At 54.1% G+C, this 21,627-nt stretch carries 14 protein-coding genes; 5 read left to right on the forward strand and 9 right to left on the reverse strand.

All coding sequences use genetic code 11. The annotated features are described in order from the left end of the window. Together SH573x_RS25975 and SH573x_RS25980 are read right to left on the reverse strand one after the other, a co-directional pair. Positions 1 to 285 carry a hypothetical protein gene (locus tag SH573x_RS25975; RefSeq protein ID WP_479350966.1) on the reverse strand — a complete coding sequence of 95 codons (285 nt, stop codon included), beginning with the start codon at positions 283 to 285 and terminating at the stop codon, positions 1 to 3. Positions 286 to 374: 89 nt separating this feature from the next. After that, positions 375 to 2,543: a catalase gene (locus tag SH573x_RS25980; protein ID WP_479350967.1), complete on the reverse strand. Its 2,169-nt coding sequence runs from the start codon at positions 2,541 to 2,543 to the stop codon at positions 375 to 377. Between the two features lie 462 nt (positions 2,544 to 3,005). Here SH573x_RS25980 and SH573x_RS25985 point away from each other — a divergent pair, with 462 nt between their 5' ends. Then, positions 3,006 to 3,488 (forward strand): DUF1579 domain-containing protein, encoded by a 483-nt coding sequence (locus SH573x_RS25985; RefSeq protein WP_479350968.1) that lies wholly within the window; start codon positions 3,006 to 3,008, stop codon positions 3,486 to 3,488. A 22-nt stretch (positions 3,489 to 3,510) separates the two neighbouring features. On the opposite strand, the gene SH573x_RS25990 is transcribed toward SH573x_RS25985, so the two are convergent. Then, complete coding sequence (locus tag SH573x_RS25990; protein ID WP_479350969.1) at positions 3,511 to 3,825, reverse strand: hypothetical protein; 315 nt, start codon at positions 3,823 to 3,825, stop codon at positions 3,511 to 3,513. Between SH573x_RS25990 and SH573x_RS25995 the strand changes: the two genes are divergently transcribed. Then, a complete protein-coding gene (locus SH573x_RS25995; protein ID WP_479350970.1) occupies positions 3,824 to 4,219 on the forward strand; it encodes a hypothetical protein in 396 nt (131 codons plus the stop codon). The two genes, SH573x_RS25990 and SH573x_RS25995, sit on opposite strands and share 2 nt — an antisense overlap. Positions 4,220 to 4,309: 90 nt before the next feature. Here the strand turns inward: SH573x_RS25995 and SH573x_RS26000 are convergent, their stop codons facing one another. Beyond that, positions 4,310 to 5,902, reverse strand: coding sequence for an alkaline phosphatase D family protein (locus tag SH573x_RS26000; protein WP_479350971.1), 1,593 nt, complete (start codon positions 5,900 to 5,902; stop codon positions 4,310 to 4,312). 168 nt (positions 5,903 to 6,070) lie between these two features. Between SH573x_RS26000 and SH573x_RS26005 the strand changes: the two genes are divergently transcribed. Continuing rightward, positions 6,071 to 7,420 (forward strand): PhoH family protein, encoded by a 1,350-nt coding sequence (locus SH573x_RS26005; RefSeq protein ID WP_479350972.1) that lies wholly within the window; start codon positions 6,071 to 6,073, stop codon positions 7,418 to 7,420. On the opposite strand, the gene SH573x_RS26010 is transcribed toward SH573x_RS26005, so the two are convergent. Further along, positions 7,351 to 8,676 (reverse strand): DUF5690 family protein, encoded by a 1,326-nt coding sequence (locus tag SH573x_RS26010; protein WP_479350973.1) that lies wholly within the window; start codon positions 8,674 to 8,676, stop codon positions 7,351 to 7,353. The two genes, SH573x_RS26005 and SH573x_RS26010, sit on opposite strands and share 70 nt — an antisense overlap. A gap of 183 nt (positions 8,677 to 8,859) precedes the next feature. Between SH573x_RS26010 and SH573x_RS26015 the strand changes: the two genes are divergently transcribed. Next, complete coding sequence (locus SH573x_RS26015) at positions 8,860 to 9,987, forward strand: hypothetical protein (RefSeq protein ID WP_479356809.1); 1,128 nt, start codon at positions 8,860 to 8,862, stop codon at positions 9,985 to 9,987. Here the strand turns inward: SH573x_RS26015 and SH573x_RS26020 are convergent. The 3 genes from SH573x_RS26020 to SH573x_RS26030 form a co-directional block, all read right to left on the reverse strand. Further along, the gene (locus SH573x_RS26020) at positions 9,980 to 12,322 is read right to left on the reverse strand and encodes an endonuclease/exonuclease/phosphatase family protein (RefSeq protein WP_479350974.1); all 2,343 of its coding nucleotides are present in this window, start codon (positions 12,320 to 12,322) and stop codon (positions 9,980 to 9,982) included. The genes SH573x_RS26015 and SH573x_RS26020 overlap by 8 nt on opposite strands. Before the next feature lie 68 nt (positions 12,323 to 12,390). Then, positions 12,391 to 13,005, reverse strand: a complete 615-nt coding sequence (locus tag SH573x_RS26025; protein WP_479350975.1) for a PEP-CTERM sorting domain-containing protein — start codon at positions 13,003 to 13,005, stop codon at positions 12,391 to 12,393. A gap of 71 nt (positions 13,006 to 13,076) precedes the next feature. Next, positions 13,077 to 17,597, reverse strand: coding sequence for a beta strand repeat-containing protein (locus SH573x_RS26030; protein ID WP_479350976.1), 4,521 nt, complete (start codon positions 17,595 to 17,597; stop codon positions 13,077 to 13,079). A gap of 658 nt (positions 17,598 to 18,255) precedes the next feature. Between SH573x_RS26030 and SH573x_RS26035 the strand changes: the two genes are divergently transcribed. Further along, the gene (locus tag SH573x_RS26035; RefSeq protein ID WP_479350977.1) at positions 18,256 to 19,899 is read left to right on the forward strand and encodes a secretin GspD/PilQ domain-containing protein; all 1,644 of its coding nucleotides are present in this window, start codon (positions 18,256 to 18,258) and stop codon (positions 19,897 to 19,899) included. 134 nt (positions 19,900 to 20,033) lie between these two features. Here SH573x_RS26035 and SH573x_RS26040 read toward each other — a convergent pair whose 3' ends face one another. Beyond that, the gene (locus SH573x_RS26040; RefSeq protein WP_479350978.1) at positions 20,034 to 21,617 is read right to left on the reverse strand and encodes an HD-GYP domain-containing protein; all 1,584 of its coding nucleotides are present in this window, start codon (positions 21,615 to 21,617) and stop codon (positions 20,034 to 20,036) included. Positions 21,618 to 21,627: the final 10 nt, after the last annotated feature.

Raw genomic sequence — 21,627 nt, forward strand, 5'->3', positions numbered from 1 at the left:
TTAGGGGCGACTCACGAACTTGCAAAACGTACTCGTTTCGCCGTCCGCTTTCTGTTCCTGATAAAGAAAAGCCAATTTTGCCTCGTCAAACTTTTCGAAGAACTGTTCCCAAGTAATATGCGTTAGCGGGGGATCGCCAGCGCCGCCTGGGAAATCGATGCGCAACAAGCCAACATCTTCTCCCTTATGCTGAGTCTGCTCAACGGTGGCAGGCTTACCGCGGCGCTCTTCCACCCATTTGCGAATCACTTTATGGTCATGCGTTGTCTTGGATTCATGCTTCATGATGTTCACCTCTCGGCAATGATTTTCGAAGTAGTATCGACGCGCCGAAGAAGTGCTGGCGCGTCGACAATCGTTCAACCAACACACCTCTACCAGGCTCTCACCTGGCGGCAGCGCTTGACAAAATCCTTCGCCGCATTCTCTCCGTCTAAGACCACCAATTGGTCTTGGTGATCTTCAGCCTGCATGAGCAGGGATTCGGCTACTTTGGAGTAGGCAATAAACTTCTGATGAGCCAAGGCGTCAGCGATAAAATCTCGCACCGCTGGCATCTTGGCCAATTGCCCTACGCCTTCCTTGGAAGGCATGATCGCTACTGCATCAAACAGCACTGAAGGACCACCGTCGATTTTTTCATCGGCTGCGTAGAACTTGCCTTCGCTGGTCTTGATTCCACCCACCTGTGGCGCGATCAACTTGAACGTTGCTCCCTCGGCTTTCAGCGCCTCGGCCAGGCTGGTCAGTTGGGCCGCGTCGACGCCGTCGGTTACTAAAACGCCGACCATGCGCCCCGCAAAACTCTTCGGACCATTTTTGACAATGCTCAGGGCTGGCGATGGTTTCAAGTCGCGCTTTACTTCACGAGCGGCCTTGATCGGCTCAGGCATCTCGCCAATACGCAGACCATCGGCCACAGTTTTGGCCAGCTGCTCATCGATGTTCAGTAGGTGCGAGACCATGCGTACTCGGACGTCAACCTTGTCGACTTTGCTGAGTTCAAAGATAAGCGCGTCCGCGATGTGCTTCTGTTCGACTTCGGTTTGACTGACGTAGAACTGTCGAGCTTGCGAATAATGATCAGCAAACTTCTCTGATCGAGCGCGAACCTTCTTACCTTCCAGGCTGGCTGGGAAAGACTTAAATCCCTTCTGTGGTGCTTCGCGTGGGCCGACGCCGTAGGAATTCGGCTCGTAGTTCACGCGTCCCTTGGGATTGACCATAGCCATATGACCATCTTGCGTAAAGTTATGCACTGGGCAGCGTGGCGCATTGATCGGCAGCTGTGTGAAGTTAGGGCTGCCTAGACGCTTCAGTTGGGTATCCAAGTAGGAGAAATTGCGGCCCTGTAGTAGTGGATCATCCGTAAAGTCGATACCCGGCACAATGTTCTGAGTGCAGAACGCAACTTGTTCGGTTTCGGCAAAGAAGTTATCGACCAGTTTATTGAGCACCAATCGACCAACTGGTTGTACAGGCACCAACTCTTCAGGAATGATCTTGGTCGCGTCGAGCACATCAAAGTCAAATTCCTCGGCGAACTTCTCGTCGAATACTTGCAAGCCCAACTCCCATTCGGGATAGCTTTTCATCTCGATAGCTGACCATAAATCTCGCCGATGGTAATCGGGATCAGCACCGTTGATTTTCACGGCTTCATTCCACACGACCGATTGCAGGCCCTGCTTAGGTTTCCAATGGAACTTGACGAAGGTGGCTTTGCCTTCGGCATTGACCATGCGAAACGTATGAACACCAAAACCCTCCATGAATCGGAATGAACGTGGAATCGTGCGATCGGACATGATCCACATAACCATGTTCATGCTCTCGGGAGTCAGCGAGATAAAGTCCCAGAAGTTAGTATGCGCTGTTTGAGCCTGGGGGAAGCCGCGATCGGGCTCTGGTTTGGCAGCGTGAATTAGATCGGGAAATTTGATCGCATCTTGAATGAAGAAGACAGGAATGTTATTGCCAACGATGTCCCAATTGCCTTCTTGCGTATAGAACTTGACGGCAAAACCGCGGACATCACGTGCCACATCGGGTGAACCCTTGCTTCCGGCCACTGTCGAGAATCGCACGAATACGGGCGTCTTCTCGCCAGCCCTTTGAAACAGATCAGCCTTGGTCAGCTGGCTCAGCGGTTTATAGTTCTCGAAGTATCCGTGCACCCCAAATCCACGAGCATGCACCACCCGCTCTGGAATGCGTTCGTGATCAAAGTGAAACAGCTTCTCGCGCAGAATGAAGTCTTCCAGCAACGCCGCACCGTGCTCGCCAACTTTCAGTGAGTTTTGATCGTCGGCAATCGGTACTCCTTGTTGCGTGGTCAACGACGGAGTCTTGCCGCTGGCCGTCTGGTGAATCTCCCCAGCATTGGCTGTGGTGGTCTCGATCTGAGTTTGATTTGGCTGAGTTTGATTTGGCTGATTCTGATTCTGCTGATTTTGGTTTTGGGTCGGCTGATTTTGTGCGAACACTGGCAGGGTCGCCAGGGCGATCATCGACAGTCCCAAAATAAACGGTCGTACAAACATGCTTGGGTGACTCTCTATGGGGTGGGGGAAAAATGTATCGCGCTTTCCCTTAGCCAAAACTGTGCCGATCTGCGACGAGTTCATCAGAACTATCTCGACAGTGGGCCCTTGGATTCCGAACGGTTAGAGCGTTCCGGTAAAAAACGCAGAGACGCAGAGAGTCGCAGAGAAGAACGGTCGGCTAGCGACCGTCAAAGATTCGTGGTAACCCGAGGCGTGATCGCCATCTTCAACCGCCACGTTTTCTCTGCGGACTCTGCGAACTCTGCGTTTAAATAGAAAGAGCAAAACTGCGGTGCGTTCTTGCCGGAAAGAAATCCTTGACGGCTTCCCCTACAAAAAAGGTTGTCGAATATGCGTAACCTCGATCGATTATTATTGGAGAGCACTGGTCGCTTAGGATTCAATCTGGGCAACCATCGCCTGTAAAATCAAATCGATATCCCCTAATGCGAGAGACAAATGCAAATACCAAATCCAACAGCCGAGCATCAATGGCTACATCAACTGGTCGGCCACTGGGAAATCTCTCATGAATGCGACATGGGGCCTGATCAACCGGCTGTGAAATCGACTGGAAAACAAGTTACGCGCAAGCTGGGTGAACTGTGGATCCTCGGTGAGCTATCTGCGGAAATGCCCGATGGAGATATGGCTACGTCGATCATCACGCTGGGTTTTAACCCGGAACTGGGGCGATTTGTGGGCAGTTTCGTTTCTTCCTGCATGAACCACCTGTGGCCCTACAACGGTTCGCTAGACGCTAATCGCAAAGTGCTGACGCTCGATTGCGAAGGGCCCAGTTTCACTGGCGAAGGCATGGCCAAATATCAGGATATCATCGAAATAATCGACGCCGACCAGCACACACTCAGTTCCCAGACTCTCAACCCTGACGGCTCGTGGAAGATGTTCATGCACGGCGTGTATAAACGAGTGAAGTAGACCTGCTGGCCACTGGCGAGCGCTATTGCCGCTTGTCCGAACCTCTTTCGACTGCCGCTTCGTAAACCGTCACCGCCGCTTTGGCCATCAGATGCAGAGTATGAGGCGATGGCACCAGCGGCAGGCGGCGAGCATTCATGTCGTCCATGATTTCAACAAGTGCTTCTTCAATGCGATGCTCTAACTGCTCCACCAGTCGCTGATCCATCGTGTAGAACCTTTTGCAATAGTTTACATATAAAGTAATTGGCCCTGCGTTTGCGGTACCGTATTTGCCTGACGATTCATGGAATCCAGACAAACCTGACACGGATCGCAATAACAGGAGTTCAAACATGTTACCATCGACTGTCGAACGTGTGCCACTGCATACCACCCAAGCCGCTAACGAGGAGATCCGCCGGCAGACTGACGAAAATATCCGTCACTATACGCGGCAGGGCCGCTCGGCGATCGAAAATCGATTGCAGGCACTGGATGATGAGTGGGATATCGAGCGCACCCTGGAAGCCAACGCGGCAACCGTGTCTTTGCTGGGTATAGCTCTTGGCACCATGGTTGACAAACGGTTCTTGTTATTACCAACTGCAGTGGCAGTTTTCTTACTACAACACGCGGTGCAGGGTTGGTGTCCGCCGTTAGAACTATTTCGACGCTCGGGAGTTCGAACCAGTAAAGAGATCGAGCGCGAACGCGCTGCATTGAAGAGCGAGTTGCGATCACGCTGGTAAGATACTCACCGCGTAGCCACCGTCACCAGACGGTGGACTCCCTTCCCACATCCACCGCTTGGCAGCGGTGGCTACGAAAAACCGACCGCGTTACGCTGGCTTGATGTGCGGGTCACCGTTTTCAACCACGAACGCAGCCCGCGAGGTACACTTGCCACCGGGTTCGGTGACTTTGTCGACGATGATGTAATCCGAGCGCCAAGTCTTGGGCGTCACGTCACACAAGATGTAACCGCGCTGGGCATTCATGAACTTGACACCTGCGTTGGCCGCCAGCACGCGGTCATGCCCCTTGGGTTGATCCATGCCATCGCCACCACTGGAGAGGGACGTCGCCACAAACTCGGAGGCCACGACCGGTTCGTCGCTGCGTCGATCATCCACCCGCAGTTCATTGGCCCAATTGGAATGAATGTCTCCGGTGAGTACCACCGGATTAGGAACACGACGCTCGGCCATAAACTTCATCAGCTGCATACGTTCGTAAGCATAGCCGGGCCACTGGTCCATCGAGTACTTCAGTTCGTCCCCTTCGAGCGCAAAACCGACCATGCCCATCATCACCTGCTGAGCCAGCACATTCCAATGAGCTTGTGTTTGAATCAAGCTCTGACAGAGCCAGCCGCGTTGGGTCGCGCCGAGCATGCTGCCGGAATTCGCGAGGGCCGCATCGTTGAGCGGTGACTTTTTGTCGTCGTTGGGTTGATCGGTGCGATACTGTCGAGTATCGAGCACCATGAAATTTGCCAGCTGTCCGAAGCTGGCTTGACGGTAAAGCTGCATGTCGGGGCCGTGTGGCAAACAACTGCGACGCAGTGGCATCATCTCGTAATATGCCTGGTAGGCATTGGCGCGACGGATCAAGAAATTGACTGGGTCCACCTCTTTCTGTTCCGAAGTCGCCGAGGCGCAGTTGTTGTCAAACTCGTGATCATCCCAGGTCACGATCCAAGGGCACTGCGCGTGCATGCCGGACAGCAATGAGTCCGAGCGATACTGCGAATGGCGAATGCGATACTCATCCAGCGAATTGATCTCGGCCCCGATATGTGTTCGCACTTTGCCATTGCGACCTGCTTCGTATTCATAAATGTAGTCGCCCAGATGGAAGACCAGGTCCACGTGATCGCGCGCCATTTGCTCGTAGGCGGTGTACAAACCTTGTTCAAAGTTTTGGCATGAAGTCACCGCGAATCGCAATTGTTCAGGCGTGGAGGTTAATTCCGGCATGGTCCGAGTGCGACCGACAGGGCTGATGGCATCACCCGAACGAAAGCGATACCAGTACCAGGCACCTGGCTTGAGCCCCACAACTTCGGCGTGAACCGAGTGCCCCAAACTCGGTGTGGCTATTTCGGTACCTTGTGCGACGAGCTTGTTGAAAGCCTCGTCCTCGGCCAGTTCCCATTGGACGTTAACCACCCGACGATCCATACCACCACCAGGCACCAAAGGTTCTGGGGCAATGCGTGTCCACAGTACGACGCTGGTTGAATCAGGATCGCCCGAGGCGACCCCCAGAGCAAAGGGGTTAGCGGTATAGCCGGGGTTATTTTCCACTGCGCAAGCCGCGCGGCCCAGCCAGGGAATCGCCGCCAGTGCCGCCGCATAAGAGACAAACGAACGTCGGCTGAGGCCACCGTCGCGGCGAATTTGATCTCGAAACTCGGATATTGGAAACATCTGAAACTCCTTGCGGGGCTGGTGCCGGGCTGGGATATACATTACACCAGATATTGGAATCCGGAAGTTTGACAGCCGGATGTCGAAATGCGAAATTTTCGATGAAGATATTGGGTGAAGTCAGGGAGTGATTGCGGCTCCTTTCCACATTGCTTTGAAGGACCATTGATGACTGCAGCAGGATCTGCGCTTCGCAAGGTATTCGTGATCGACACCAACGTTATCTTGCACGACGCCAACTGCGTGCGAAACTTTAAGGAGCATGATGTCGTTATTCCCATTGTCGTCTTAGAAGAACTCGATCAGTTCAAGAAGGGCAACGAGGACGTCAACTTTCAAGCTCGCGCTTTTCTGCGCATCGTCGACGAATTGACCGGCGATGCCTTCCTGGCCGAAGGGGTCTCACTGGGCGCTGGTCGTGGTTCCATTCGTGTGATGCTGGGCGGCGAGCGCCATCCGGACCTGGCCAAGGCGTTTCTGGATGACAGTCCTGATCACCGCATCCTCAACGTGGCTCTCAACGTAAAACACGAGGCCGCGCCGCGGCCGGTGGTATTGGTGACCAAAGATACCAACCTGCGCATGAAGGCCAAATCCTTTGGCCTGACCGCGCAAGACTACAACACCGACAAGGTCGAGAGCTTTGACAAGTTGTATACCGGCAAGCGATTGATTGAAGATATCGACGCTGAACAATTGGCACCGTTTTCCAACAATGGTGGACACGTCCCTGCGGCCACCCTGCCTCAGATCAACCAGCCAATCGCCAACGAAAACTTCATCATGCGCAGCGGATCGCGCTCGGTGTTGGCCACGTACAACGCTAAAGAAAAGATGTACGTGCGGATTGATCGAGTAAGCGCTAGCGGTATTCAACCTCGCAATGCTGAACAATCTTTTGCGCTGCGAGCGTTGATGGATGACAACTTGAAACTGGTCACGCTGACTGGCCAGGCCGGTTCGGGCAAGACACTCTTGGCCCTGGCCGCGGCGTTGGAATGTCGCAATCGGTATCGGCAAACGCTCCTGGCTCGGCCGGCCGTACCGCTGAGCAACCGCGACTTAGGGTTCTTGCCGGGAGATATCGATGCCAAGCTCGATCCGTATATGCAACCGCTGTACGACAACCTGGCTGTGATCAATCCACAGCGCGCCGGTGACAAAGTAGGTCAACCGTCCAGTCAGAGCGGCCAAGAATTTCTCGCCAGCAATCAAGTCGAGATAACGCCCCTGCCCTACATTCGCGGGCGATCGCTGCATCGCGTGTTCTTGATCGTTGACGAAGCTCAGAACCTGACGCCCCACGAAATCAAAACGATCATCACTCGCGCCGCCGAAGGTACCAAAATGGTCTTCACCGGCGACATCCAGCAGATTGATCATCCTTACCTGGATTCACTCTCCAACGGCCTGACCTATTTGATCAACCGTATGGTAGGACAGGGCATCTACGGACACGTTTCACTAGAGAAGGGCGAACGCTCGACGCTGGCTGAACTGGCCAGCAACTTGTTGTGATACACAAACTTGAAATAGGCCCAAGTCGCCACAGCGCAGGCGATGGTCACCAGCGCACATAGCCAACTCCACATCATGAACAGTTGAAATACCTGGTCGTGATCTTGATCTTTACGACTGTTGCGCATAACGATGACAGCTACGTAGCCTAAATAACCGATTGAATCGACCAGGTACATCAAGAAGCCGATGTTGCCCGGTTGCCTCGTCATGGCGAGCAAGCGCTCAAAGAGTGTGGTGTGCACTGCCACATACGGCAAGTAGAGCCCTTGACCCATCAGCACCATAAACCAGAAGCCGCTAATCCAACCGCGGTTCCAGCCCATAATGGCCAGGCCCATGATGAGGCCACCGACCAGGCAAGTTCCCAGTGAGACGCTGAAGGCCCGCGCATTGTTATGAATCAGAACAGCGGCGCCATTGATCAAGAGCACGATTAGCGCGACCCACGTTTCCGAAGTTGTATAAATTGTTGGCGGCGCGGCGACATTCATTCCGCGCCATAGCTCGGGCGCAAAGTCGGCGCGAATACTGCGCACAATCGTCACGATCAAATACATGGCGATGATCGGCAACAACCCCCAGGCGTATTGTCTGAACAACAGCCAGCGGCCCGCGCGATTAAGGGCCACGCGCTCGTTGCGGTGCTGCCGATCGTAATCATCGGGCGGTTTGACCATGGCCAGCATATAGACAAACACACCCAACGGACCCAAAAAAATTGCCCCGGTCGCCATCGGCATCCAGTGCTCTGGGACGTTGAGGTCTAGCAGCCATTTACCAACCGTCTTGCAGAAGCCATCGGCAAGTATAAAGCTCGTGCACAGGCCAGCAGTCAATGCTTCGGTTAGCCGGCGACCTTCCAATTGCCCCAGCACCAGTCCGAATATCATCCCTAGCGGCAAGCCGTTTAAGAACAGGCAGAAGGCATTCCATGGTCGCGGCACAATCGCGAACAACAACAGCGCAAGCTCTGCTAACAGGACCAACGCCAACAACATACGCGGGCGTTGATTGGCTGTCATCTCGGAGATGACTTTTACACCTACGAACTTCGAAAGGGTGTAGCCCATGATCTGCGAAGTGACCAGCAGTGTCTTGAAGCTCATCCCCCAGATGTTCTCGTCGCCACTGAATTCAGCTACGGTGAACGGCTTGCGAAAGGCATACATGCAGAAGTAACAGCCAAAGGCAGCCGCCACTGCCCATATTGCGCTCTGGTAGTCGTGACGCTGTCGGGCGACATCTGAACTCACGAGAAGACCTTTGTTTGATTAGACATTCGATCGAGAGATCGTCGGCGCCGAAGTTCACGATCAGTCCCTAGACTTACCATGAGCCGACGAGTAGTCTACGCGGATCAGGTGCTGACTGCAATTCCGATGAATCCTTGATTCCTGTTTGTGCCCTAATCCCGAATTGGACGTGTCGCCGTGCTTATGAAGATCTTGATCACCATGTTCGCGTTTCGCATTCGTGCGCTTTGCCTGTTGATTATTGTGATGCATGTGCTCGTTTCCGCTGATGAAAACGTATTAGCGCAGTCCAGTACCGTGCGCAACGTTGTGCTGATTACCCTTGATGGCTTGCGCAGCGAAGAGGTGTTTGGCGGAGCTGACCAGAGGTTAATTGTTAGTGAAAATGGTGTTAAGAAGCCCGACGAGATCAAAGCACAATATTGGCGAGAATCCAGGACCGAGCGCCGCGAACTGCTGATGCCGTTCTTGTGGCAACAATGCCAATCAGATCGAGGCTGGATCGCTGGTGACTTGGAATCCGATTCGCGTGTCAGTGTCACCAACGGTTTGTACTTCTCCTATCCTGGCTACAACGAAATCCTGACTGGCAAACCTGACCCGCGCGTTAACAGTAATGACAAGAAGTACAACGAAAACGTGACTGTCCTGGAATGGCTGAACGCGAAAGAGGATTTCAAAGGCAAGGTCGCTGCCTACACTTCGTGGGATGTCTTTCCTTACATCATCAATGACAAACGCAGCGGCGTTCCTGTGAATGCCGGTTGGCAACCGCTGACCGTCGGTGATCCGGCCAAGGTTGCGGCTCTGAATCTGGTCAGCGAACAGTTGTTTCACGAATGGGACGGCGTGCGCTACGATGTCTTGACTACCAGCGGCGCGATCGAAGAATTGAAAACCAATCGTCCTCGTGTGTTGTTTGTTTCGCTAGGTGAGACCGATGATTGGGCACACATGGGCCGCTATGATCGTTACCTCTTAACCGCGCAGCAGAATGATCGCTTCATCGAAATGCTCTGGGACACCTGTCAGTCGCTGCCCGAGTATAAAGATCAAACCCTTTTTATCGTGACCACCGATCATGGTCGCGGTGACGGTCGCGAGGGCTGGAAGAATCACAGCGTACTACTATCAGGGTCTGAACACATATGGATTGCCGCCTTTGGTCCCGGGCTGAGTGCCCGCGGTATCGATACCCAGAACAAGTACGAACAAGCCCAAGTGGCCTCGACCGTCGCCGCTGCCCTGGGCTTGGACTTCACCGCTACCAGCGCCGAAGTTCGCCCACCGCTAAAGATTCTGGCTAAGTGAGGAACCTGGACACACGCTTAAGCCGCTCATCGACAGCTGCGTTTGCTAGTGCCAGCTCGAGCCAATTACCAGCCATCCAGCCATCGACAGCCTGGGGCAGCAGCGCTGGACTGGAGGCTCCCTCATCAGCAGAGCCCGACGGCGGAATCGTGATATTGTTCAACACAATCGAATTGGAGATCCGCGACTGGACCAGCGATAGATCGGCGCCTGTGACGCGACGATCTTTATTGACATCGCGAACGTCATGAACACCAACCAACGCGTTGGATATGGCACTCTGTATCAGCGACAAATCCGCACCGGTAACGCGATACGCCGCGGCTCCATTAACTTCCCCCAATGCATGACCGAAGTAGAAGACGCCCGGCGACTCTAATCCAGTACGCGCAGTGGGATGTACGATGATCTGAAGCCACGTGTTTTCAATTGCATTGTCGGGCCACTCCAATTGAATGCGCCCAGGCAAAAGCGAAGTACCTGCCGTCACATGGATGTTCGATGGATCAGGAGCCGCAGGCCATGTGACTGGAGAAACAGCGCCTGATACCAAGTGCGGTGCTACGCGAAAAGTAAAATCATCCGCAGTCAGCGCGCTGGCGGCCAAACCCAAGACTTCAATGATTATTCCATTGAGCCCGCGCGAATAGCTGCTGACATTTCCAAAGGTGGTTGTCCGAGCGGTGCTACCCGCAGCCAGCAAGCTCTTATTGGTGGCGATTGCGCCATCGACTCCAAACGCGTTGTCATAACCCGAACGATTGTAGAAGGCAGTGGCCCCTCCTGGCTGCGACCACGCAGTCACAAGAAACGTTCGCGATGTTTGACCGCCGTCTTCGTCGCTGGCGACAATGGTGACCTCCTGATCTACCGTAGCCAGATCGAGTGTGATCGTCCAACTCCAATCACCACCTTGCTGGATCAATGAGCCTGAACTGGCCGTCAGGGTAATTGAATCTGACAGAACGTCACTTGTTGAGCCTGAGTTTTCCAAATTGATCAACACAGGGCCTGCAACACTGCTCTGCGCAACGCTCAGTTCGGGCGGCGCGTTGAGTACCAGAATGTTTAAGACTTGTTCCAGCGCCAGACCACCACTATCTACAGTTCGCACACGAACGGTATACGTGTTGGTCCCGTCCAATGCAAAACTGCCACTGGTCAGCAGGCTCGATCCAGAGATAGTGAAGTGGGAATTACTGCTGCTACCGACGCCGCTAACCAATGTGTAGCTGTGTGTGTCCGCAGCATTTGGATCGCTGGTTGTGAGGCTGCCCACGACCATTGTTGGGCCGGCGTTTTCAGCTACCGTTGCCGAAGAGAGCGTAATGGCAGTGGGTGCCAGGTTCGATGCAAAACGGTAGTCGGCCACGACGGGCAAATGATCGGAGGTCGTGGTGAGCAGATTGAGAATGGTCGTTCGATTAGGTAAACCCGGCAGCGCCGTATTGGCAGACGAATTGATATTTCCATTGACCGGTACGGAACCATTGTTGCCAAAGCTACGGTAGGTGCCAGCGACATACTCGTATCCCTGACCATCGATCCATTCGCCACTGAGCAACTGAAAATCAAAACGATCATCCAAGCCACCACCGACGAAGCCAGAGGGTGGATTCATCAGCGGCGCTTGACTAAAGAGTCCTACGAAACTCGAATTGCCACTCCATTGCCCTAAACGATCAACCGGGTCGAGCGCTTGACCATGACCGCTGGCCAGCAAGGTTTGAAACGAGGCTTCTAAGCTACTCTTGACATTAAAATCACCCGCATAGATTACGTGTGCACCTGCGCCCAGGGCATCCGCGTCGGAACGAATCGACTGAGCTTCGATGTTACGTCGCGCCAGATCGCTGGCCGTATCGCTGGCTTTGTAATGACTGTTGTACAGATAGATGTCATGGCCGCTGGGAACCTCAAGGGGCCGCAAACGATAACGAATGGGCTGTCGTGCTGCGGCAGAGGAGGACACGGAACCGATGCCTACTTCGCTGACCAACTGCACGGTCTGTGAATTGTAGACTAGACCGACGGTTTCGTTTCCCGAGAGCGAGAGTCCATTGAGGTTGCCGCTGCGATACTTACCAGCTCCGTAGATGCTATTGAGCTGCGCGACCACCGCGGCGGTCGTGGTGGCCTGGTTGCGCACTTCTTGGAGAGCGACTACATCTACGGGACGCGTGCGACCGCTGACCGACTCAGTACCGATGGCTTGCAGTATCGAACCGACATTGGGGCTCGGAGTGCCATCGAAGGCCAAGACGTTATAGGTGACGATTCTCAAATCACCGACAGCCAGTGCCAGACGGTGTTCCAGTTGCTCGACCGCCAGCAACTTGGCTCTCGTCCGGTACAAACGCCTTGGGCACAGCGTTGTCAATTCAATTAACCGATGCTGATACTCTAGTTGGCTGGCTTGCGAATGCGACGACGAACCCGATGCACAACAGCGGCGCCAGCCATGCCAATCAGTGCCAAAGATGCTGGCTCCGGTACCGGCACAATCGTGTAGGACGTGAATACACCTGAGGTAGTAATCGGACCAGGAGGAACGCCCACGCCATTCCAAAATGGTGTGGAGTCCAAACTGTCGAGCGTCAGGTCGTAGGTGCCAAGGGCTACACCTGTCGTATCGAGAAACAGCCTCGCGTGCAGCACACCCAAATTGGCTCCCACGCCATCAGCAAACGGAATATTGACTCCAGCGGCAGAGAAGTTCGTCGAGAAGGCTTGCCCAGGTGTTGACGCCACATCAAATGGCACACCGCCCAAAAGCAATGTGTCTCCAGATGAAAAGACACCGCCAGTGCCATCGCCCGCTCCAGCCAACGCGTTCAAATCAAGAGTGATTACCTCTTGGCCACCTGCTTGATCAGAACGAACGAAGACATTGAACTGTGCTGTTTGACCAGCCACAAATGTGTCAATCGAATTAGGTACAACGGTGAATATCAAGTCCGCCGAAGCAGTTTGAGCTAATCCAAGCACGCATGCCAGGCACAACAGTAAATATTTCATTCGTAGGACTCTCAACATTCAAACGAGTTAACTTTTGCAAGGCGCGAAGTTTCGCTTTTGCGCTACACTAATCAAAACCAATCTGCATTCAACAACTTATCGAGTGAATCACCCAAAATTTCATCAACGACCTTTGGCTGCGGCTTGGCACCGACTACAGCGTTCAAACGCAGTGGCAATTCCCTAGAAACGGGGTATGGGCTGGAAACCACTCGGTCGCTTGGTGTTTGTTCGATCAAGTTAGAATCACGGCCGCTGGCTGAGCGGACAGAACCATTGGACAAACTGATCGAACCACCCAGGAATCGACCGTCCAGTCTTGGAGCCAAGCGGGGCAATGCACCGCTAGCCCCTTCTTCGGCAGAGCCCGCCGCGGGAATCGTGATGTTGTTCAACAATACGTTGTTGCTGATGCGCTGCTGAACAAAGGACAAATCCGCGCCGGTTATACGACGATCTTTGTTCACATCTCGATTTTCATTGACCGAAACCAGACTATTGGAAATGAAGGCTTGAATCGAACTCAGATCTGCCCCGGTTACGCGATATGCAGCCGTAAAGTTGACATCACCCAGAGCATGCCCGAGGTAGAACACCGCTGGTGACAACAAACCAGTATTGGCATTGGCCCGGACAATAATCTGCAGCCAGGTATTTTGAATCTGATTGTCAGTCCACTCCAGTCGAATGCGGGCTGCGGTCGAAGCGTTTCCCGCAGTGACAGCAATGGCCGAGGGACCAGGTGCCGCATTCCAAGTGCTGGGATTGACCAAGCCCGAGGCACCAGGTGGAGCCACCCGCAGAATGAAATCTGCTGCAGTCAGGGCCGTGCTGGCCAAACCAGCCACATCTAACACCACTCCATTGATGCCACGCGTGTAACCGATCACATTGGCTGGGCCCGTCTGCTGAGTAGTCAGTCCAGCTGACAACAGGACTTTGTTGGCGTCCAGCGACGCGTTAACTCCACCGTTAGTTTCAAATCCGGAGTTGTTGTAAAAGACTTGACGATTTACAACCGCCACAAACGCCGAGTAGGTAAAGGTCACCTGGCTCGATCCACCATCTTCATCTGTGGCAGTAATGGTCACCAGTTCATTGTTAACGACAGCTGTCGGAGTAATCGACCACGACCAGGTACCATTGCCGTTGTTGACAATCGTGCCAGTCGATGCTCCTAAAGTTACCGTGTCAGCGGCTACATCACTGAAGGTGCCGCTGTTGGTAATCGTTGACAGCACTGCACCGCTTACTGCTGCGTTGCTAACTGCGACTGTCGGATCGGCATTGGTCACGGAATAGCTAAAGGTCGCAGTTGCTGTATTGCCATTTCCATCATCAGCCGTAATGGTCACGTTGGTAGCGGCCAGATCGTCGGTGCTGACGATGCTCCAGCTCCAAGTGCCATCGATATTCTTCACCACCGTGCCTGTCGATGCTGTCAAGGTTACGACGTCGGTGGCGTCGGGATCTGACCATGTGCCTGTATTGGTGATCGTCGTGCCCTCGGCACCCGTTACGCTACTGGCATCGGCTGCGACGACAGGAGGCTGATTGCCAGCTACATAATTGGTATCGCCAGGAGTAATGACGGCTCCCACTGGCAGATTCGAGCTGCCGCGCGCTGGATCATACTCCACCGAAGCATTGCCAATCGTATTCAGCATATCTGCGCCGTACCACGCACTAACTTCGTTCGGTGTTGCATCACCCACGATACGTGTAGCACCATCTGCAGCTGGGGCCGTTGAGTTAATCGACAAGACCACGCCGCCATAAACAGCATCTGTAGCGCCGCCATCGGTCCAACCAATCGAATCTTGAATGATGGCCCCGACGGGCAAGCTCAATCCACTTCCGGTGTCATAGTCGGTGCCTTCAACGATGGGCAGGTCAGGACTATAGATGAGCATTGAAGTCACTGTGCCGTTCTCGATACCACCACCACCGTTATCTAACTGGACGTCGGTAATAACTGTAGTCGCGCCGGGCACGGTGAACCCGCCGGTCGGTGACTTAATCACCAGTAAACCATTGGTGCCGAAGGCAAAACTGGATAGGTTCACCACGAAATCGGCAGTACCTTGAGCTGCGCCGGTATCACCTTCGAATTGAACAAAGTAGTAGCCACCCAGTGTCGAGCTGGGCAGGCCGATCAGTTCTATATACTCGAAGGGGTTATCCGTGTCGGCTGGATTCTGCAGAATCTCGTTGATCAAAGCGCTGGTATTGCGATCGTCATCCAGGTTGGTCACCGAGACATCATCGACCGCTATATTGCTGTAGTTGACATCCGCGCTGGTGGCGACGGTCTGAATGGTGTAACTGATCGCACCGTCGATGACTGAATCGTCGACACCAGTAACCGTGGCCGCTTGTGGCGAATCCCAATTGGCTGAGGTGAAGACCAGCGACGCAGGCGCAACTGTGCCTTCGGCGATGTTGCTGGAGGTCAGGGCAATGGTCACATCTGCACTTGGCTGGCTGGTCAGCACCACGGTAAAGATGGCTGTGCCACCAAGTTCCGTAGTAATTAGTCCCGAAGTAGGAGTTACCGTAACACCGGGCAGGTCGTTATCTGTATTGGTAACACTGACATCGTCCACTGGCAAATTGTTAAACGCAGGGTCGGTGCTGCTGGTGGTCGTGGTGATGATGCTGTAGGTTACATCGCCATCGATCAGCACATCATCGACACCGGTAATGGTGATTGCTTGGGGTTCGCTCCAATTTGCATTCGTGAACGTGACGGAAGTCGGTGCCACAGTACCTTCAGCGGTGTTGCTGGAAGACAAGCCGATCGTAACGTCCGCTGTGGGTTGCTCGGAGAGCACGATGGTGAAGCTGACCGTGCCGCCCGCTTCGGTTGTCACCAAACCAGAAACCGGCGAAACAATTGCAGCCGCGCCAACAGTTAAGTTGTCCGTATTGATAGTAATCCGCACTGAGGTACTCGGATCGGTTACCCAATTGGTAATGTCAGCCACTGCGTTGCGTAGCGTGCTGGCACTGCCTACATTCGGTGAATGATCATACTGTGCCTGTGACACAGGTACTGCAGCCAGCGCCTCAACCGCGCTCTGTCCTACAATCAAGTCTGGTGGCAGAAACGAGGTGGCGTTAGAAAATGAAGTCGGCACCCAAGTTGCGCCCAGGTTCACGCCGAAGAGCATCTTAGGCAGCAGTTGACTGGCCGTGTAGGCAAACAAGTTGTCGCCACTGGTGATGTTGAAAGTGCCGCTGACTACTGCGCTACCGGCACTGGCTGGCAAGACGCTGGCCGAAAGTGCGTCTGGGCTCAAATCTACTTGAACCTTCGAACCCCGAGTCAAGCCCGATGCGCCCACAGTAAAGGTGATGAGACCTTCGGCGGTACCCAGCGTGCCCGCCGCACCGGTCGCAGACCAACCATTGTCCGTAAAGTAAAGAGTCTCGCCGGCCGTCAAATTAACCAAGGGCACAAAGGTAAAGATATCCGGCGTGGGGGCACCGCTAACGGCGGTCAATACTACGTCGCCTGGTTGCAAGCTCTGCAGGGCATCATCGTTGGCAATGGCTGCGTTTGCCGAGCCTTGTCCGGCACCAATCGTGGCACCGGCTGGCAACGGATTGGCGAGCACTACTGAGAAACCTTCGTCGGCTTCGATCGAGGTATCGCCGACTACTTGCACGGTGACTGTCTGCGTCGTCTCACCGATTCCAAAGCTGACCGTACCGCTGATTGGGGCCGCGAAATCACTGGCGTCAGCAGCGGCGGATGCACCGCCGACAGCTCCACCAGCAATGGCCCAATCAACGCTGGCTGCCACACCCGTATTGGCATTGCGAGTAACGGTGAACGTGTAACTCGTGTTGCCACTATCCCCTTCGGCCTTCAACAAACTGCCGGTATCAGTGACGATCGTAAAGTTGGGATTCGATGGTGGCACATAAACATCGCTGGTGATCGCAATGTCATCGATCCCCACCCACTCGTCGCTGCCCACAGCATTAGTGGTGAGAACCCGCACTAGTACAAGTGCTTGATCTTCGGCGGAAACTGGCAACGTAGCGCTGACTGACGTCTCCTGTGTCGCAGAACCGCCAGTGGTCGCATCAGCTACAAAAGCCGATGGGATATTCGTGAATACACCGGTGTTCCCGACGCGATACTGCAGAGCGACCGGTTGAATTGCATTGTCTGCACTACCATCTACGTCGCGAAGTTTGTAGTTGATTACAATGTTACCTCGCCCCGTAGCATTCAAATAGAAAGCCAAATGCGGGGCGTCGGCAGTTCCAGAACCTTGCAACGCAACTACTGGATCGGCTATCTCAAACTCTGCTATGCCCCCGCTAGTATTTGTATTTGGATTGGTTTGGTTAGCGCCAACGTTGACGACGTTAGTGCCTTCCGCAGTTGCCGTCTGAGGATCGGCTCCAGTAGCTGTGACGATATCATCGCCACGATAACCCATGATGCTTGGTACGCCACTCCAATCATTGGTTGTGGAGATCAAGCCGACGTTATTCCAGTCCTGCAGGAGAGGTCCCATGCTCAAGTCAAAGGGCGTCGTGTCGAAGACGATCCGATTTTCTAGTTGCTCCAACACTGTACAACGATGAGCTGATACTCGTCGTGAAGTGTTGCGTTTCGACCGGGAGACCATTCTTCGCTCAACCATTGATGCCATGTGCGTATCGCCCCTGACCTTGTTGTGCCTGTTTCCACTTACGCTCGCGTGAACTGCTTGCGCAGTCATCGCAGATTGTGCAATCTAAGGCAAAGAGGTTATCGATCAACTGGCTAGCAAGCAAGCATACGGGCGACAACTTCACGAAATCTGCATGATTCCTTTTTGCAAACCCTCGGACATTCAAAGTCCCGCGGGTTCGTGAGTTTTTGGCAGAACGATCAGCCATTTAGGCAGTTTATGCTTCCCAGCCTGCCATAGCGGCCAAGCGTTGCCCGTCGCCACTCCATTCACACCCCTTGAACCTACTATCCAAACAGGCTCCAGACGCATCTAAAAAGATTTCGAAAATTTCAGAGAGCGTCCCCGTCCACCTGGGACAGAGCCCGGGGGCGTTGAGTGTCGGCGCTGAGCGTCTGTCCCCACGCTCGCAGCGATCCGAGCGGGTGCCGAGCGGCTGGGGACAGACGCTCTACAGCCGCCGGCTTGCAGGGGGCAATCTCTATTGGCTCGGATGGATATCCAACCGTCATCGTTGACTTTGACGTCTGCGCAGAATTTGCGGCTTCGAGTTAACTTGTCTACGATCAATGCCGATGCTGGAAATGGCCGAACATCCATTTGCACAGATTCTTCCCCAAGTTACATCGCTATGCGCTGGGTATCGGCTACAGCTCATCAATCTCGTCAGCGCACGATGGGCTTACGGCTGGCTCTCGCCATCTGCCCGCTCATCACCGCCGCCTGCGGTTGTGCGACGCTTAACAAAGAGCAAGCCGATTCGCGTACGATTGCATCGCCGGCAATGACGCACTCACCGGGCAACGAACAACTCGCTCCCGTCGTTCCCGCTGTACCAGTACCACCGCCAATACCCCGGCGCAACTCAGCGATCGCCCAGCCTGCCAACGCGACCAAAGAGCTGCCCAAACCCGTCCAGCCTTCATCCTCCCGCCGCTTGCCGACACCAGAACCACTTGATTCAGAGACTTCGAATTGGCTGGAGCTACCTTCGCCCATTGAAGACCAAGATGTACAGTACAGCGTCAAGGACAACCTCGTCACGCTCAACGCCAAAGATGCATCGCTGAGTAGCATTCTCACCATGATCGCCCAGCAGCATGGACTAAACGTGGTCACTAGTGCGGAGATGATCGAACGTGTCTCGGTCACTATCTCGCGAGCTCCGCTTGCCGATACGCTCGACGCCCTCTTGTCCGCCAATGGCTACGTATGGGCCAGGCAGAAAGACATCGTCATCGTATCCAAAGTGTCGGAAGAGAAACGTGCCTCGCCAGCTGTTCAGGGTCGCTCGGTGCTGGTGTTCGATTTGAACTACATAGCCGCTACCGACGTCGACAAAGTTGTGCAAGGTTTACTCTCACCAGTCGGTAAGTCATTCGTTACGCAGACCATGCCCACCGATCGCATGCGCACTCAAGAGCAATTGGTTGTCGAAGACTTGCCAGATTACCTCTCGCGCATCGAACAGTACATCTACCAAGTCGATCACGCGCCGCGCCAGGTCCAAATCGAAGCCCACGTGTTGCAGATATTGTTAAAAGACAATTCTCGACACGGCGTAAACTTTCAACACTTGCTTAAACTTGCCAATTCAGATCTCACCGTCAGCACGGTCGGATTGGCGTCGTCCAATGCACCCACATCGATGATTCGATTGGATGGATCCGACTTGGAAGGCTTACTCGACGCACTCAAAACCACCACAGATGCCAAGACCCTGGCTTCGCCCAAAGTCACCGTGCTGAACAATCAACAAGCCCGGATCCAAGTTGGTGGCAAAATCGGATACCTGCTTTCCACGACCACCCAAACCAGCACCCTCCAAAGCGTCAACTTCCTGGATGTCGGCGTGATCATGACGGTCACGCCCACCATAACCGAAGATGCCCAAGTCATGATCAAGGTCGCGCCACAGGTTTCCACCGGCCGCATCAATCCCACCACGCAACTACCCGAGAGCGAGACTACCGAAGTTGATACCCAGGTCCTGCTAGCTGATGGTGAAGCCATCGTGATCGGTGGCCTGATCAAGGAGACCGACAGCGATAGCAGCAATCGCGTTCCCTTGCTCGGTGATTTACCCGGCGTTGGCTTGCTGTTCCAGCGCCGCGAGACCATCCACGAGCGGAATGAAATCGTTATCACCCTCGTGCCTCGCATCATCCCCGATGATAGACCATCCAAGTGTATCCAGTAGCAGAATACGTTAAGCGGATGATGCGATCCGAAGCGCGTCGATGGGGCCAGTTCGGATTAGTACAGCAACTAGCCGAAAGCCTTGACGGCTTCCGCTACAGGACAGCTGAATGCCGAAAGCCTTGACGGCTTCCGCTACAGACACTGCACAAACGCGTCGACCACTGCTGGGTCCCATTGTTTGCCTTGGCCGCTGGTCAAGATCTGGACAGCTTTCTCAGTCGGCATGCCTTGACGATAAGTGCGGTTGCTGGTCATCGCATCGTAGCTGTCGGCCACTGCGATGATGCGTCCCATCAGTGGGATGTGCTCACCCGAAAGACCATGCGGATATCCAGACCCATCGAAGGACTCATGATGGTGCAGCACACCTGGTAGTAGATACGCGAAGGGTTTAAGGGCTCGCAATATTTCGTAGCCAATCTCCGGATGACGTTTGATCTCAGCATACTCTGCGTCGGTCAGGCGGTCGGGTTTGCCCAGTAGAGCGTCGGGCACACCAATCTTGCCAATATCGTGTAGCAACCCGCTCATGTAAATCTCTTCGCACACTTTCGCATCGAGCCCCAACTGGAATGCAATGCGTTGGGAATAGGTCGCCACGCGATCGCTGTGACCGCCAGTGTAAGCATCTTTGGCATCAATCGTACTGACAAGCGCGCGAAGAACCCCCATTAGCAACTCTTCTTTTTCGCGCAGCAGGTCTACATTCTTGGAGTGTGTCGCCAACATGACCGCCATCGTACTCATCAAGCCCGCTTCGGAAGTTCCGAACTCGACCAGGTTCTGATCATGAATGGCCGACTCGTCACCCAGCATATCATCGCGCGGAATACATTTATTGATAGCCAACAACCAACCATGCAACTCGTCGGATTTCATTACCGGAACAAGCAGGCAGTTGCGAACTGTGATCGTGTCTTGATCATCGCGAACGGATACCGGCGCATTCCACACGATCAATTGATTATCACCCGATCCCGCCAAGCGGCGCCACAACTCGTTGACCGTCGGCTGGGAAATCAAGCCTTCACCGTCCCATGCCAGTATCGGTGGCATACACTCGGTCGCCGATGGACTGGCAAGACCAAACAAGTACAACTCCTGCGCAAATATCAGTTGTCGAAGCGGCGGCAAGGTTGCCTGGCCAGCTCGTGCCAATCCGTCCTCTAGCGAACAGATCTCAAAGTGTTCAGCCACCGAGCGTAGCCAGGTCAATTCTTCGAAGCAGGTAGTGATCTGGTACAGACTATGATCAAGCTTTTGCTGAGCCAACTTTGCTTCTTGCTTGAGCTGCTCCGCTTCGACAATCGCATCGGCCAAGTGACACACAACTTCAGGCAAAGGTCCTACACTGCTGGCCACCAAATAGTCGGGTGATATCTGGCTCCTCAAGCGAAGATCCTGCCCAGGCTGTGCGAAGAGCGGCACGACGATCACCTGGCCACTAGATGCAGGCACGATCGTCGCTGATTCGATCGCCGCCAAATCCAACTCAGAGATGGCATTCGACCGCACAAGTTCGGCTAGGACTGACGCGGGCACTAACTCAAATGCAAGCCTGGTTGTCTGTTGCAAACGATCGATGACAACGGCGACTAACGCATTGGGGTGCGAGGAGAGCAAGGTATTACTCATAGACTTGGCTGCGGCTTGGCTGCATGGATAAATAGCCTTACGTCCGACGCGGAAGTCGTCAGGCTTTTGGATCTTGTGCATTCGAATAACA

The sequence above is a fragment of the Rania fehmarnensis genome (assembly GCF_056494185.1).